A 14,119-nucleotide genomic window follows, 5' to 3' on the forward strand; every position below is an offset into this window, starting at 1 on the left:
CGTGCGGCTCAGTCCCTGAGCAGGTCCGGCACGCCGTCCTCGTCCGGCTCGTCCCGCTCCCCCGAAAGGACCGTGAGCTGCTGCGTCGCACGGGTCAGCGCCACGTACAGGACGCGCAGGCCCGCCGGTGACTCGTCCGCGATCTCGGCGGGCGACACGACGAGCGTCGCGTCGTACTCCAGGCCCTTGGCCTCCAGGCTGCCGAGCGCCACGACCCGGTCGCCCAGGCCCGCGAGCCAGCGCGCCGCCTGCTCGCGCCGGTTCATCGCCACGACGACGCCGACCGTCCCGTCGACGCGCTCCAGGAGCCGCGCCGCCTCCTCGCGCACGGAGGCGGCGAGGTCCTTGTCCCGTACGACGGCGAAGCGGGGCTCCACGCCGGTCGAGCGGACCGCCGACGGGGACTCGGCACCCGGCATCGCCAGGGCCAGGACCTTCGCGGCGAGCTGCGCGATCTCGGCGGGGTTGCGGTAGTTGACGGTGAGCTCGAAACGGCGGCGCGGGCGGGTCCCCAGGGCCTCGTCACGGGCCTCGGCCGCCTCGTCCGGGTCCGACCACGAGGACTGGGCCGGGTCGCCCACGACGGTCCACGTGGCGTGCCGGCCGCGGCGGCCGACCATCCGCCACTGCATGGGGGTGAGGTCCTGCGCCTCGTCGACGATGACGTGCGCGTACTCGGTGCGTTCCGCGGCGAGCCGCTCGGCGCGCTCGCGCTGGGACTCCTCGCGCTGCGGCATCAGCTCCTCGAGCCCGGTGAGCAGATCGAGCGGGTCGAGCTCGCGCTTCTTCTTGGGGCGGTGCGGGGTGCCGAGGATCGCCTGGAGCTCGTCGAGGAGCGCCACGTCGTGCACGGACAGCGCGTCGCGCCGCAGCGAACGGGCGACCTTGCGGACCTCGCCCGGGTTGAGGATCCGCCGCGCCCACCGCCCGAGCCGCTTCTCGTCGCTCATCGCGGTGAGCACCCCGCGCGGGGTGAGCTCCGGCCACCACGCGTCCAGGAACCGGATGAAGTCGTCCTCGGACGTGATGTCGTCGTCGAAGGACGAGCGCAGCTCGGCGGCGAGCTCCGGGTCGGTGTGGCGTCCCGCCGCGCCGGACTGCGCCCACAGGGCGTCCAGGAGGAGCTTGCGGGCGCGGGGGCGCAGGAGGTTGACGGGAGCGGTGCCGCTCAGGGCGGTGCGGCGGATGCGGTCGAGGTGGTCGGCGTCCAGTTCCAGGCGCCGCCCGAACGCGACCACGCGGAGGCGGGTGGGGGTGGCGGCGGGCCGCGGGTCGGCGGGTTCCTCGTCGCCGAAGGACAGCTGGCCGTCCTGCGGGGCGGCGGCCGGAACGTGGGCGGTCGTGCCCTCCAGCGCCCCCCTCGCCGCCTTCCTCAGGACCCTCAGCATCCGCGACGAGCCCTTGGCCCGTGCCACGGCAGGGCTGTCGTACTCGGTGGCCTCCACCCCGTCGACCAGCGAGCCGACGGCGCGGATCGCGACCTGCCCCTCCTCGCCGAGGGAGGGCAGCACGCCCTCGGTGTAGGCGACCAGGAGCGGGGTCGGGGAGACGATGAGGATGCCGCCCGCGTACCGGCGGCGGTCCTGGTAGAGCAGGTACGCGGCCCGGTGCAGGGCCACCGCGGTCTTGCCGGTGCCGGGGCCGCCCTCCACGTATGTCACCGAGGCGGCGGGCGCGCGGATGACCATGTCCTGTTCGGCCTGGATGGACGCCACGATGTCCCGCATGGAGTGGCTGCGGGCCTGGCCGAGGGCGGCCATCAGGGCGCCGTCGCCGATGACGGGGAGCACCTCGCCGTCCAGGCGTGCGGTGATCTCCGGGCGCATCAGGTCGTCCTCGACGCCGAGGACCTTGCGGCCCTTGGAGCGGATGACGCGGCGGCGCACGACGCGGCCCGGGTCGACCGGGGTCGAGCGGTAGAACGGCGCGGCGGCCGGCGCGCGCCAGTCGATGACCAGCGGGGAGTAGTCCGCGTCGAGGACGCCGATGCGGCCGATGTGCAGCGTCTCCGCGATCTCCGCGTGCTTGCCGCTCTCGTCCTCGCGGACCGCGCCCTCCGCGGGCTCGACCGCCGTGTACGCGCCGTCGGGCCCCTTCTTGCCGTCCTTGCCCCGGAGCAGGTCGATGCGCCCGAAGAGGAAGTCCTCGAACTCGTTGTTGAGCCGGTTCAGATGGACGCCGGCGCGGAAGACCTGCGCGTCGCGTTCGGCGAGCGCGCCGGGCGTACCGACCTGGGAGCGCTTGGCCGCGTCGTTCATCAGGAACTCCGCCTCGTGGATCTTCTCCTCGAGACGTCGGTAGACCTGGTCGAGATGTTCCTGTTCGACGCTGATCTCGCGGTCGCGTACGTCGGCCACCGGGGCCCCTTTCACACCGTGCTGCTGCCCGTACCGAGCAGCCGTCCACCTTAGGCGAAAGGGGCCCATCCTGTGCACTTGTCGTGCGCGAGCGGTGTCCTATGCGTCGACCTTGACCAGCCGGTCGCCGTCGAACGTGGTCACCTCGAAGTGGTCGATGTCGTTGCGGTCCATGGCGGCGCCCCCGTGGACGTAGAGCGGACCGCGTGCCCATTTGTTCGGGCTGTCCTTGATGCCGTATCCCCACTCGGGCACCGACCAGCTGCTGACCGTCTCCTTCTCGCCGTCCTTGCCGACCGCGATCAGTGAGCACTTCAGGGGCCCCTTGACGTTCTTCAGCTCCAGGACGGTGTGGGTGCCCCAGGCCTTCTTCTCGGTGCCGACGGTGGCGCTGACCTTGGTCGTCGGGTCCGTGGCCCGGACCTTCTCGTCCATGTGGTGGAAGAAGGCGTCCTCGGCGGGACTGGTGGGGTGCGGTTCGGCGGCGATGTCCTCGGTGCCGTCCGTCCCTCCGTCGTCCCCGGTCACCGCGAGCACGACGAGCGGGCCGCCGACGATCAGCGCGACCGCCGCCGCGACCAGGAACATGCCGCGCCTGCGCCCGCGCTGCCGTGTCACGGACACCTCACCGACGAGCCGTTCGGCAAGGCGGGGGCTCGGCCGGGCGGCGAGCTGCTCGCCGATCGCGGGCACGCCGCGCGGGCCCGGGAAGTCCGCGAGGGCGGCCAGCATCGGCTCCATGCCGGAGAGCTCGTCCAGCTGCTGCCTGCAGAACCCGCACCCGGCGAGGTGCGCCTCGAACCGCGTCGCCTCCGCGTCGTCCAGGATCCCCAGGGCGTAGGCACCCACGGTCTCGTGGACGTCGTCGTCCTGCCGCGCGCCGTGGTGGCTGTGGAACTCGGTCATGCCGTCACCCCCCGCTCCTCGAGCGCCAGCTTCATCGAGCGAAGCGCGTAGAAGACCCGTGAGCGGACCGTCCCGCTGGGTATGCCCAGCGTCTCGGCCGCCTCGTTGACCGTACGCCCTTTGAAGTAGGTCTCGACAAGTACCTCCCGGTGTGCGGGAGTCAGGTCCTCCAGTGCGTCCGAAAGCGTCATCAGCCACAGTGCCCTGTCGATCTCGTCCTCCGCGGGGATGACCTCCAGCGGCGACGGATCGACCTCCTGCGGCCGGGCCTGCCGGCTGCGGTGGCCGTCGATGACGATGCGCCGGGCGACCGTCACCAGCCAGGGGCGGACCGAACCGGTGGCACTGTTGAGCCGACCGGCGTTCTTCCAGGCACGGATGAGCGTCTCCTGCACGACGTCCTCGGCACGCTGCCGGTCCCCCGCCACCAGCCGGAGCACGTAGGCGAGGAGTGGCCCCGCGTGCTCCTGGTAGAGGGCGCGCATCAACTCCTCGTCCGGGCCCGGGGGCCGGCCGAGACGATGGCGGTGCGGCTGCGGGCGCTCATCGGCCACGGCGGAATCCTTGCGCACGCGTACCTCCGGTGTCCGCGCTTTCGGCGGGTCGGGCGGGTCTCACGACGGAGGTACGTAGGTGAGGGGCGCGGTGTTCAACGGGGGCGCGACCGGGCGGCCGACGGTACCGCGACGCCTGCTCTCAGGGGCGGGCGAGTGCCGCCCTCCGGCGGTGTCTGGCCACTCGTTCCCGGTTGCCGCACACCTCGCTGGAGCACCAGCGGCGCCGACGCCCGCGGGACGTGTCGAGGTACACGATGGGGCAGTTGTCGCCCTCGCACTGACGGAGCAGCGCGCGGGCCACCGGGTCCGTGAGCAGGTCGACGGCGTCCCGGGCGACCGCGGCGACGAGCGCCGCGCAGCCGGGTTCACCGCGCAGGACGCGGACGAGCGTGCCGTCGGCGGCGCGTACCGCGCACGGGGCCGGGGGCGGCGCGGCGGCCAGCGCGTTGACGCGGTCGAGTGCGGCGGCGGTGGCGAGGGGCCGCCCCTCGATCTCCCCGCGCACCACCTGCCCGATGTGGGTGCGCAGTTCGTGGAAGGCGGCGAGCCACTGTGGCCCGGCGCCGTGCAGTAACGCTTCCGCGGGTACGAGGCCCGCACCGGTGAGCCAGGCACGCAGCCGTGCCACGGAGTCGAGCCGTTCCACGGGGTGGTTCGTCGCCACGAGGTCCAGACAGCTCCGCCCGGAGTCGAATCGCAGCTCGTACGGAGCCGGGGCCGTGCCCAACGCCATGCGTGTGTCACCGCCTTGGGGGATACCGGTGAGTGATGCCGTCGCGTACCCCTACAGTGCACTCCCCGAGGCGGGTCCGGAACCCGGCGTACCAGGTTCCCCCGAGAACGCGGCCCTCCGCTGTGGCGCCGCGGAGGCCTCATCCCGCGTACTTGGACCCCGACGACGGGTCGAGGGCGAGCCGGTAGCCGCGCTTCACGACGGTCTGGATCAGCTTCGGCGTGCCGAGGGCCGTCCGCAGACGGGCCATCGCGGACTCCACCGCGTGCTCGTCGCGCCCCGCGCCCGGCAGCGCGCGCAGCAGTTCCGCGCGGGCGACGACCCAGCCGGGCCGTCGGGCGAGGGCGGCGAGCAGAGCCATGCCGGCGGGCGGCACCGCGCGCAGCTCGTCGTCGACGAGGACGGCATGCCCGCGGATCTCGACCCGGTGCCCGGCCACGGTCAACACCCTCGCTCGGGCGGGCAGTTCGCGGCAGAGCACCTGGACGAGCGGTCCGAGCCGGAACCGCTCCGGCTGCACCGTGTCGATGCCGAGGGACTGCAACGGCAGCGCGGTGACAGGCCCCACGCAGGCGGACAGCACGTCGTGGCGCAGGGCGGCGAGCAGCTCGTCGGTCATGCCCCGCTCCTCCGCGCGGGCGAGCAGGGACGCGGCGGCGGGCGCGCTGGTGAACGTCAGCGCGTCGACGCCGCGCCCGACGGCCGCGTCGAGCAGCCGGTCGACGGGTGTGATGTCCTCCGGGGGCAGCCACCGGTAGACGGGCACCATGACGACTTCCGCGCCGCCCGCCCGGAGCGCCTCGACGAATCCGGGCAGCGGCTCGCCGTGCAGCTGCAGTGCGACGCGTCGCCCCTCGACTCCCTCTCCCAGCAGCCGGTCGAGGACCTCCGCCATGGATTCGGAGGACGGCGACCACTCCTCGGTGAGTCCGGCGGCCCGTACGGCCCCCTTGACCTTCGGACCGCGGGCGAGCAGCTCGACCCCGCGCAGACAGCGCAGCAGCGCCTCCCCGTACCCCCATCCGTCGGCGGCCTCGATCCACCCGCGGAACCCGATGGCGGTGGTGGCGACCACGACGTCAGGGGCCTGCTCGATCAACTGCTTGGTGGCGTCCAGCAGTTCACTGTCGTCGGCGAGCGGCACGATGCGCAGGGCGGGCGCGTGCAGGACGCTCGCGCCGCGCCGTTCGAGGAGCGTGCCGAGCTCGTCTGCGCGGCGGGCGGCGGTGACGCCGACGGTGAACCCGGCGAGGGGGCCGGGGCCGGAGGGACCGGTCCTGGAACCGGAGGGACCGGTCCGGGGACCGGGGGGTTCGTTCCCGGGTGTCGAGGGTTCGTTCCTGGGTGCGGAGGGTTCGTTACCGGGTGTCGAGGGTTCGTTCCTGGGTGTGGCGTGCATAGGCTGCTCTCGTCCTCATGGGCGGACGACCGAGCCTGTCAACGGCGCGTGACACCCTCGGTTCCCCCCGATGTCCGTCGTGTTACGTGTTGCGCGCCGCGCCGGCCCACGCATCGGCCGCACCCGGCAACGTCACACATCGGCGTAGCTGAGCTGCGTCTTCTCCCCGGTGTCGGCTGTCGCGGTCGTACGGGCGACCGGCCGCCGAAGGTATACGAAGCAGGTGACCCCGGCGCACACCCCGTAGAAGGCGAGAAAGGCGAGATAGGCGCCGGTGCCGGAGCCGACCGTCTGGAAGGACTGCCGCAGCGCGAGGTTGATGCCGAGCCCGCCGAGCCCGCCGACGGCCCCGATCAGCCCCATGGCCGCACCGGAGAGCCGCCTCCCCTCGGCGGCGGCGTCCTCCCCCGTGAGGCCCCGGGCCTCGGCCTTGGCCTGGAAGATCCCGGGGATCATCTTGTACGTGGAACCGTTGCCGAGCCCCGTCAGCACGAAGAGCGCGACGAAGGCGCCGACGAAGAGCGGCAGCGACTCGCGCATGGAGGCGATGACGACGACGCCGGTCGCGGCGCCCATGCCGAGGAAGTTCCACAGCGTGATGCGGGCCCCGCCGAACCGGTCGGCGAGCCGCCCGCCGAAGGGCCGCACGAGCGAGCCGAGCAACGGCCCGACGAAGGTGAGCTGCGCGGCCTCCAGCGGCGTACGCCCGAACTGCGTCTGCAGGACGAGCCCGAAGGCGAACCCGTACCCGATGAACGAGCCGAAGGTCCCCACGTAGAGGAACGACATGATCCACGTGTGCGGATCACGAACGGCGGCCTTGACGGCGCCGGTGTCATTGCGCACGGAGGAGATGCTGTCCATGAAGAGGTAGGCGCAGAGGGCGGACATCAGAATGAAGGGAATGTAGACCCCGAGCACGACACGGGGTCCGCCTCCCGCCCCGATGACGGCGAGCCCCACGAGCTGCACGACGGGCACACCGATGTTGCCGCCCCCGGCGTTGAGCCCGAGCGCCCACCCTTTCTCCCGCAGCGGGAAGAAGGAGTTGATGTTGGTCATGCTGGAGGCGAAGTTGCCTCCGCCGACGCCGGTGAGCAGCGCGCACAGCATGAAGGTGCTGTACGAGGTCCCGGGCTCCATCACCACGAACGCGGCGACGGTGGGCAGCAGCAGCAGGGACGCGGCGATGACGGTCCAGTTCCGCCCCCCGAACCGGGCGACGGCGAAGGTGTAGGGCACGCGGACGACGGCGCCGACGAGGGTCGCCATCGACACGAGGAAGAACTTGCCGGCGGCGTCGATCCCGTACTCGGGCCCCATGAACAGGACCATCACCGACCAGAGGCTCCAGACGGAGAACCCGACGTGCTCGGACAGCACGGAGAACACGAGATTCCGCCGGGCGACCCTCTCCCCGCCCTCCTCCTTCCAGAACCTCTCGTCCTCCGGCTCCCACCGCTCGATCCACATCTCACGCCTCCAGGGGTAGTCCGCGACCAGCGGCCGACCCCCCGAAACTAGGGACTCCGCGTTTCCCCCCTGTACCGCCCGATGACCACGACGGAACGTTGGGCTCACGGGGGTGGGGCGGGGGGTGGTGAGGAGATGGTGCGGAGGCGGGTTCCCGGGCGACTCAGCGGTTGGTGGACTGCAGCTCAGCGGTTGATGGACTGCACTTCCTCGACCTCGACCCGCTGGTCGGCGCCGAACTGCCCCTCGGGAAGGTCGCCGCCCTCGCCGGTGGTGCTGGTCCAGCTGATCTTCCAGGTGACGGTGGCGCGGAGGTTGTACGCGTCGCCGTCCGACGAGCGCAGGTACTTCACGCCGCACGGCGGATCCGTGTCGGCGGGGGTGCCCTTGGCGCGCGGCACGCCGATCTTGCCGCCCTCGATGGGGCACTCCCCGGAGGCGGGATAGGTCTCGGCGTCCTCCGTGCCGGGGTCGATCGACAGGGACACGGGTTCGGCCGTCGTGGTCGCGGAGAGCCCGGACCCGGGGATGCTCGCGGTGACGGAGACCTTCTTGAACTTCGCCTTGTCCAGCCAGGCCCAGGTCGGCAGGTTCACCTTCGTCGTGCCTTCGGGCGCAAGCTCGATCTCGGTGCTGGGCACGGGCAGTTCGTCGTAGGCGTACTCGGCGAGGATCTTCGGGGAGACCGCGAGGGGCTCCTTGGGCGTCTCGCCCTCCTCCACCCAGAAGGGGAGCTTGTTGCAGGAGTTGGCCTCGGGGTCGTTCTTGCGCTTCTCGTTGATGGTCGCCGCCCAGAACTGTCCCTTGCCCTGCTTGTCGAGGTTGTAGTTCTTGTAGGGGTGACCTTCCTTGAAGTACGAGTCGAACACCCCGCCCACGAGCTCGCCGACGCCGAGCATCCCCACCTGCCGGATCGCCTTGACGATGGCCTGGATCTGCTTCGGGGAGTACGCGGGCTCGTACCAGCAGGCCGGTGGGTTCCAGTTGCTGTCGGCGGGGGTGAGCGTGCCGGTCTTGGCGGTTTCGCGGGCGCCGTTGACGGTCGTCTGGATCTTGGTCTGGACGGTGAGGTTGCGGTCCTGGCGTCCCCCCATCGCCTCCGAGTTCTCCGTCGTGCCCGTCGCCTCGTGCCCGCCGCGGGCGTATGCGGCGGAACCGGGAAGTGCGGTCAGGGCCAGCACCAGGACAGGGACCGTCCAGCGGCCTGCCGTGTGCTTGTTCGCTACGCGCATTCCTTCGCCGCCTTCTCGCTGAACACGCGCGTCGTCTGCCACACCCCGGAGTCGTTCTTCTCCAGGCGGGTGTTGTAGAAGATGTAGTCCTTCGCAGTGGCCGGCGCGTCCCCGGACGACCTGTCGACCTTGCCCGTCTTGCGATCCTTGGGATAGGTCTGGGTGTCATCCATGCAGTACGTCACCGCAGCGGCGCCCCCCTTGAGGAACGTGACCTGACGATTGAAGTACCGGGTGGTCCCCACGAAGCTCTTGCCGTCCTTGCGGTAACCCTCCACGTACTTGGCCGCCGAAAGAAGCGCGTCCCCCGCCGAGTAGAACTTGAGCGCGGGGTACCCCTTCGCCTCCCCTGTGATGGCCTCGTCGACCGACTCGATCCGCCGCTCGTTGTCGGCCAGTACCGCGTCCTTCTTCGCGTCGCCGGTCTTGCGGCCCTCGAAGATGTTCTTCACGTCCTTCGGAAGTCTGATCTCCGGCCGGTCGACCCCGTCGTCCGACGCCTTCGGCGACGGCGAAGCGGACGTGGACGCGCCATTGTCGGCGCCCGCGATCTTGTCGCTGTCCTTGGAGTCGTCGCCACCGCCTCCGCAGGCGGAGAGCGAAAGGGCGGCCACAGCAGCCATGGCGGCCGCTGAGAGCAGGGCAGGACGACGGTTCACTACGAGCTCCTGGTGAGGGGAGGATTCTCTGCAGTGAACCAAGCTATCCAGGGAGGAAAGGCCGGGTCACGTCGAGCCCGCACCCCGCACCCGGCATACGCGGACATACCATCCGCACACTCGCGCCATTGCCGCAAAACAATCACCGGCTACGCCCAGTTGGTCACCGACCGCTCCGGCGCGGGACCGGGGCACCTGTTCGCAGCCCGTAACAGCAACTGGCCCAGCAACCGGCGCAGCAACCGGCGCAGCAACCGGCCTGGAGCGCCGTCACCCCAAGTGCGTATCCCCCAGCGACACGAGAAGCCGCCGCAACGCCCCGTCGAGGGAGGCACGTTCCTCGGGGGAGAGGGCGGCGAGCATCCGCTCCTCGTTCGCGATGTGGTCCACGACCGCGCGGTCCACGAGGTCGCGGCCGGCGTCCGTGAGGCGGACGCGGATGGCGCGGCGGTCGTTCGGGTCCGGGTGGCGTTCGATCAGGCCCTTGCGTTCGAGTTTGTCGAGGCGGTTCGTAATGGCACCGGACGTCACCATCGCGGTCTTGAGGAGCCCACCCGCGGTGAGTTCGTGCGGGGCGCCGACGCGGCGCAGCGTGGCGAGGACGTCGAACTCCGCGAACTCCAGGCCGTACTCGACGAAGACCCGTTTCATGCCCTTGCTCAGCAGGTGGTCCGCCCGCTTGATGCGGCCGACCAGGGCCATCGCGTCCAGCTGCGCGAGGTCCAGGTCGGGACGTTCACGGCGCCACTGACTCCGCAGTTCATCGATGGCGTCGTCGGCGTCGGTCATCATGTCTCCCCTCCACAGCTTCTCTCAACGTTCAGATACTTGACGTTCACAGGACTCGGGTCCATATTTATCTCAACGTTGAGAATAACAGCGTTCAGGGAACGACGAGGGGGCCAGGGACCGTCATGTCCGATACCAGGATCAAGAGCACCAGCATCAACACACCGCGCCGACCGCAGACTTCTACCGTGGAACAGAGCACGGAACCGAGGTGGGAACCGGGCGCGGGACCGGGAGTGGGGCAGAGCGTGGAACGGGGCGCGGAAAAGAACGCATCCGCCCCGACCACCCGGCCCCAGGCACGTCCTGCGGCCCACCCCACGGCCCACCCCACGGCCCGACCCTCCGCCAGAACCTCCGCCAAAGCCGCCGCCGGCTTCGCCGCGCTCGCCGCCATCGGCCCCGCCACCTGGGGCACGACCTACGTCACCACCACCGAACTCCTCCCCCCGGACCGCCCGTTGCTCGCCGCCGCGCTCCGCGCACTGCCCGCCGGGCTCATCCTGCTCGCCCTCACCCGGCGGCTCCCGAGCGGTGACTGGTGGTGGAAGGCGGCCGTCCTCGGCATCCTCAACTTCGGCGCCTTCTTCCCGCTCCTCTTCTTCGGCGCCTACCACCTGCCCGGTGGCGTCGCCTCGACGATCAGCGCGGTCATGCCGCTGCTCGTCGCGGGCTTCGGCATCGGCGTACTGAAGGTGCGCCCCACCCGCCGCACGCTGCTCGCGGGCCTGGTCGGCGTCGCGGGCGTCGCGCTCCTCGTCCTGCGCGGCAGCGCCACCGTCGACCTCGCCGGCATCGTGGCGATGCTGACGGCGACCACCTTGATGGCCCTCGCCGTGGTGCTCAGCAAGCGATGGGGCCGCCCCGAGGGCGTCTCACTGCTCGCCCTCACCGGGTGGCAGCTGACCGTGGGCGGGCTGGTCCTGGCGCCCATCGCCCTCACCGCCGAGGGCCTTCCGGACCACTTCACCGGGGCCAACATCGCCGGCTACACGTACCTCGGCATCATCGGCACGGCCCTCGCGTACGCCCTCTGGTTCCGCGGCATCGAACGACTCCCCGCGTCGTCCGTGTCCTTCCTCGGCCTGGCCAACCCGGTCGTCGCGACACTCGCCGGCCTGGTGGTCCTCGGCCAGACGCTCACCGTGTGGCAGGTGGCCGGACTGGTCCTCGTCCTGGGCAGCGTCGTGCTGGGCCAGAGCCGCAGCAAGGCACCCCGCGCATAGCCACCCCCTTCCTGCCCCGAGGAGCCCCCATGTTGCGCATCGCAGTCTTCGGAGCCGCCGGAAACGCCAAAAGCCGCGTCGTCACCGAAGCCCTCGCCCGCGGCCACGAGGTCACCGCGGTCGTCCGCGCCCCGTCCCGCTGCCCCGACCTGAACCCGGACGCCATCCACCGCACCGGCGACGCGCAGAACCCGGACCACGTAGCCGCCTTGCCCACCGGCCAGCACGTCATCGTCGCCGCGACAAGACCCGCTCAGGTCGCGAGGCCGAACGCGCGGCGATCACCAGACCACTCCTGTCCGGCCTCGCCCGCGCCCCCGACGCCCTGAGCCTCATCGTCATCGGCGGCGCGGGCGGCCTGATGGTCCCCGGCACGGAGGCCGCCTCGCCATCGACGACCCGCGGTACGTCCCCCACGGCCTGGCGTCACATCGCCGAGGCGCCCAACGCCCAGTACGAGGCACTGCGCACGGCGGACACGCGAGTGTCCTGGACGTACATCAGCCCCGCCGCCCGCTGCGCCCCGGGCACGCGCACGGGCAAGTACCGCCTCGGCAAGGACGACAACGACCCGCCGACACACACGCCGACGCACCCGCCCCACACGGCAGTTACGCCCGCGCGGCCGCTACTTCCCCGGGACCTTCCACGTCACCTGCTTGCCGTCCTCCTTGGCCGACCAGCGGACCTCGAGGTTCTTCGAGCCCTCGGGGATCAGGTACGTCTCGCACAGGACGTGCGTCTCGCCCTTCTTCCAGCCCTCCAGGTCCAGCTCGTCCTCGCAGCCAGGCGCGTCCTCGGGGGCGCCGATGAGGAGGCCGCCGCGGGTGCCGTCCGCGTAGATCTCCGTCGTCTCGGCCACGTCCGGCGTGTCCGTGAGCGGGGCGCCGGCCTTGTGCGTGATCTTCATGTGGGCGGTCGCCACGACCAGGCCCTTCGCCTGCTTCGGGTCGGAGACCAGCTTCTTGGTCTCGGCCGCCGTACCGACGTCGATCTTCTCCGCGGCGACGTCGTACGTGACGGTGGCCTTGTCCTCCTTGACCTGGCCCGTGGTGGTCTCGCCGGCCTTCAGCGCGGTCGGCTCCGCGGGCTTGTTCTGCGACTTGGGGGCGTCCGCCTTCTTGTCGTCCGACTTCTTGTCGTCACCGCCGCCGCAGGCGGTGAGGGCGAGGGCGAGCACGGCGACGGGCGCGGCGATGCGCAGCGCGGTCTTCCTGTACAGCAAAGGAACTCCTGGCAGAGGGTGGGCCCGCCGCGCGGCATGCGGTCGTCCGGCGCGTACGGCGGGGAAGAGCCGCCAGCTTAGGAGTCGGCTACGCGCAGCGTCGAGATCATTACGACCCATGAGGGGAGAATGGTTCGCTAATGCGATGCTGGCGCGTCGGCGGGGCATGGGAAAGAGCGGATGCGGGTGCGTCGGCAGGGCATCGGTAGGAACGGAAGCTGTACGTCCGGCTCCTGTCGGCCGCAGCGATCCGCCACGTCCACATTCGTTCGCCCCAGCGAATTCGGCCACCCTGCGAGGAGTGCGCAAACCGCATCTCTCCCGCGCCGAACGCCCTCTTTTACCGCGGCATTTCGAATCATTGCGGGCGCAGCGTCACACGTAACGTTCGCACAACGTCATTGCGTGGTCACTGTGAAGACCGGCGCCGCCCCACCCTCCGGCGTCCGGCGTCCGGCGTCCGGCTGGCTTAACCCTCCCCACCCGTACCCCCACACCTGCCCCTGCCCCTGCCGCTGCCGCCGCCCCTCATCATGATGAGCGCGTCCGTCGCGGGCAGCCATCCATCCGGCGGTCTCTCCAGCCATCCCTCCTCGGCGGCGAGGGACGCCGCCGCCTCCCGCAAGGCGGTGACACCCGGGTGGATCAGCCCTTTGCGCCACACCATCGACACGGGCGACAGCGGAACGGGATCGACGAGCGGTCGCAGCTCGGCTCCCGGCATGGCCGGGAAGTCCACCACCGCCAGGACCGGGTTCCGGTTCTTCGCCATGACCCGTTCGAATTCCTCGGGTCCGACGGCGAGCGGCGCGGGCGGCGCGACGTCGATGCCGCGCCCACCGGCGCCCCGCCCCGCGAAGAGCAGCCGCGCGAGTCCCGTCCACTCCGTCGTCCTCGGGTTGCCCGCCCCCGCGTACACGGTCTCCCCCGCGAGCGCGTCGAGCGGCACCTCGTCGAGCTCCGCGAGCGGGTGGCCGGCGGGCAGCAGCACCGCCATCGGCTCGTACCGCACGGGCTGGTGGTCGAGGCCCGCCCGCAGCGCCGGGTCGAGCCCCGCGTACCGCCCGAAGGACACGTCGAGCCGTCCGGCGACGATCTCGGCGGCGGAACCCGTGAGGCCACTCTCGAAGCGGGCCATCAGCTCGCACTCCGGGGCCAGCGCGCGGGCCCGCTCCAGGATGCGGCCGAAGGCCAGGCCGGGGCTGTTCAGGTCGACGAGGAGCGGACGCGCCGCGCCCGCGGCGGCGGCGACCAGGTCGTCCTGGGCCTCCAGGACGCGTCGCGCGTACGGCAGCAGCCGTTCGCCGTCGGCGGTCAGCGTGACCTGCCGCGTGGTGCGGGAGAAGAGCTCGGCGCCCAACTCCCGCTCCAGGCGCCGCACATCGCGGCTCAGCGCCTGTTGCGCGACGTAGAGCCTGGCGGCCGCCCGCGTGAAGTGCAGCTCCTCCGCCACGGCGACGAAGGCGCGCAGCAGCCTGGGGTCCACGTCACGGCGGTGTACGGCGACGGCTGGCGCTTCCGGGGGCATCGTCATCGCAGGAAACTACAAGCCCTCACAAGGAC

The 14,119-nt window shown here is 71.4% G+C and carries 13 protein-coding genes; 2 read left to right on the forward strand and 11 right to left on the reverse strand.

The window, feature by feature from the left end; translation table 11 throughout:
• Positions 1 to 8 precede the first annotated feature (8 nt).
• The 9 genes from DEJ47_RS14605 to DEJ47_RS14645 form a co-directional block, all read right to left on the reverse strand.
• Positions 9 to 2,357, reverse strand: a complete 2,349-nt coding sequence (locus DEJ47_RS14605) for a HelD family protein (protein WP_190415418.1) — start codon at positions 2,355 to 2,357, stop codon at positions 9 to 11.
• Positions 2,358 to 2,456: 99 nt separating this feature from the next.
• Positions 2,457 to 3,263 carry an anti-sigma factor family protein gene (locus DEJ47_RS14610; RefSeq protein ID WP_150168479.1) on the reverse strand — a complete coding sequence of 269 codons (807 nt, stop codon included), beginning with the start codon at positions 3,261 to 3,263 and terminating at the stop codon, positions 2,457 to 2,459.
• Positions 3,260 to 3,835: a sigma-70 family RNA polymerase sigma factor gene (locus tag DEJ47_RS14615; RefSeq protein ID WP_150168481.1), complete on the reverse strand. Its 576-nt coding sequence runs from the start codon at positions 3,833 to 3,835 to the stop codon at positions 3,260 to 3,262. Before DEJ47_RS14615 ends, DEJ47_RS14610 begins: the two co-directional genes overlap by 4 nt.
• Positions 3,836 to 3,959: 124 nt before the next feature.
• Positions 3,960 to 4,553 carry a CGNR zinc finger domain-containing protein gene (locus DEJ47_RS14620; protein WP_150168483.1) on the reverse strand — a complete coding sequence of 198 codons (594 nt, stop codon included), beginning with the start codon at positions 4,551 to 4,553 and terminating at the stop codon, positions 3,960 to 3,962.
• 139 nt (positions 4,554 to 4,692) lie between these two features.
• Complete coding sequence (locus DEJ47_RS14625) at positions 4,693 to 5,952, reverse strand: uroporphyrinogen-III synthase (protein ID WP_150168485.1); 1,260 nt, start codon at positions 5,950 to 5,952, stop codon at positions 4,693 to 4,695.
• A 132-nt stretch (positions 5,953 to 6,084) separates the two neighbouring features.
• Complete coding sequence (locus DEJ47_RS14630; RefSeq protein WP_150168487.1) at positions 6,085 to 7,425, reverse strand: MFS transporter; 1,341 nt, start codon at positions 7,423 to 7,425, stop codon at positions 6,085 to 6,087.
• A gap of 185 nt (positions 7,426 to 7,610) precedes the next feature.
• Positions 7,611 to 8,657, reverse strand: coding sequence for a hypothetical protein (locus DEJ47_RS14635; protein WP_165283591.1), 1,047 nt, complete (start codon positions 8,655 to 8,657; stop codon positions 7,611 to 7,613).
• Entirely contained in the window at positions 8,648 to 9,316 is a 669-nt protein-coding gene (locus DEJ47_RS14640; RefSeq protein ID WP_223828358.1) for a hypothetical protein, read from the reverse strand. The genes DEJ47_RS14635 and DEJ47_RS14640 overlap by 10 nt, the downstream gene beginning before the upstream one ends.
• A gap of 270 nt (positions 9,317 to 9,586) precedes the next feature.
• A complete protein-coding gene (locus tag DEJ47_RS14645) occupies positions 9,587 to 10,108 on the reverse strand; it encodes a MarR family winged helix-turn-helix transcriptional regulator (protein ID WP_150168489.1) in 522 nt (173 codons plus the stop codon).
• A gap of 185 nt (positions 10,109 to 10,293) precedes the next feature.
• Here DEJ47_RS14645 and DEJ47_RS14650 point away from each other — a divergent pair, with 185 nt between their 5' ends.
• Both DEJ47_RS14650 and DEJ47_RS14655 read left to right on the forward strand, forming a co-directional pair.
• Entirely contained in the window at positions 10,294 to 11,331 is a 1,038-nt protein-coding gene (locus DEJ47_RS14650) for an EamA family transporter (protein ID WP_223828359.1), read from the forward strand.
• A gap of 29 nt (positions 11,332 to 11,360) precedes the next feature.
• Positions 11,361 to 11,660, forward strand: coding sequence for an NAD(P)H-binding protein (locus DEJ47_RS14655; protein ID WP_150168493.1), 300 nt, complete (start codon positions 11,361 to 11,363; stop codon positions 11,658 to 11,660).
• 299 nt (positions 11,661 to 11,959) lie between these two features.
• Here DEJ47_RS14655 and DEJ47_RS14660 read toward each other — a convergent pair whose 3' ends face one another.
• Both DEJ47_RS14660 and DEJ47_RS14665 read right to left on the reverse strand, forming a co-directional pair.
• Positions 11,960 to 12,556: a hypothetical protein gene (locus tag DEJ47_RS14660; RefSeq protein ID WP_150168495.1), complete on the reverse strand. Its 597-nt coding sequence runs from the start codon at positions 12,554 to 12,556 to the stop codon at positions 11,960 to 11,962.
• A gap of 469 nt (positions 12,557 to 13,025) precedes the next feature.
• Positions 13,026 to 14,090, reverse strand: a complete 1,065-nt coding sequence (locus DEJ47_RS14665) for a LysR family transcriptional regulator (protein WP_272924285.1) — start codon at positions 14,088 to 14,090, stop codon at positions 13,026 to 13,028.
• Positions 14,091 to 14,119: the final 29 nt, after the last annotated feature.

Origin of the sequence: Streptomyces venezuelae (assembly GCF_008642355.1) — a bacterium.
Lineage (GTDB): Bacteria > Actinomycetota > Actinomycetes > Streptomycetales > Streptomycetaceae > Streptomyces > Streptomyces venezuelae_B.

Bases quoted from the DNA above. Each gene is read 5' to 3' on its own strand.
- DEJ47_RS14645 (WP_150168489.1), bottom strand. From the start codon at position 10,108: ATGATGACCGACGCCGACGACGCCATCGATGAACTGCGGAGTCAGTGG.
- DEJ47_RS14610 (WP_150168479.1), bottom strand. From the start codon at position 3,263: ATGACCGAGTTCCACAGCCACCACGGCGCGCGGCAGGACGACGACGTC.
- DEJ47_RS14625 (WP_150168485.1), bottom strand. From the start codon at position 5,952: ATGCACGCCACACCCAGGAACGAACCCTCGACACCCGGTAACGAACCC.
- DEJ47_RS14665 (WP_272924285.1), bottom strand. From the start codon at position 14,090: ATGACGATGCCCCCGGAAGCGCCAGCCGTCGCCGTACACCGCCGTGAC.
- DEJ47_RS14655 (WP_150168493.1), top strand. From the start codon at position 11,361: ATGTTGCGCATCGCAGTCTTCGGAGCCGCCGGAAACGCCAAAAGCCGC.
- DEJ47_RS14630 (WP_150168487.1), bottom strand. From the start codon at position 7,425: ATGTGGATCGAGCGGTGGGAGCCGGAGGACGAGAGGTTCTGGAAGGAG.
- DEJ47_RS14620 (WP_150168483.1), bottom strand. From the start codon at position 4,553: ATGGCGTTGGGCACGGCCCCGGCTCCGTACGAGCTGCGATTCGACTCC.
- DEJ47_RS14635 (WP_165283591.1), bottom strand. From the start codon at position 8,657: ATGCGCGTAGCGAACAAGCACACGGCAGGCCGCTGGACGGTCCCTGTC.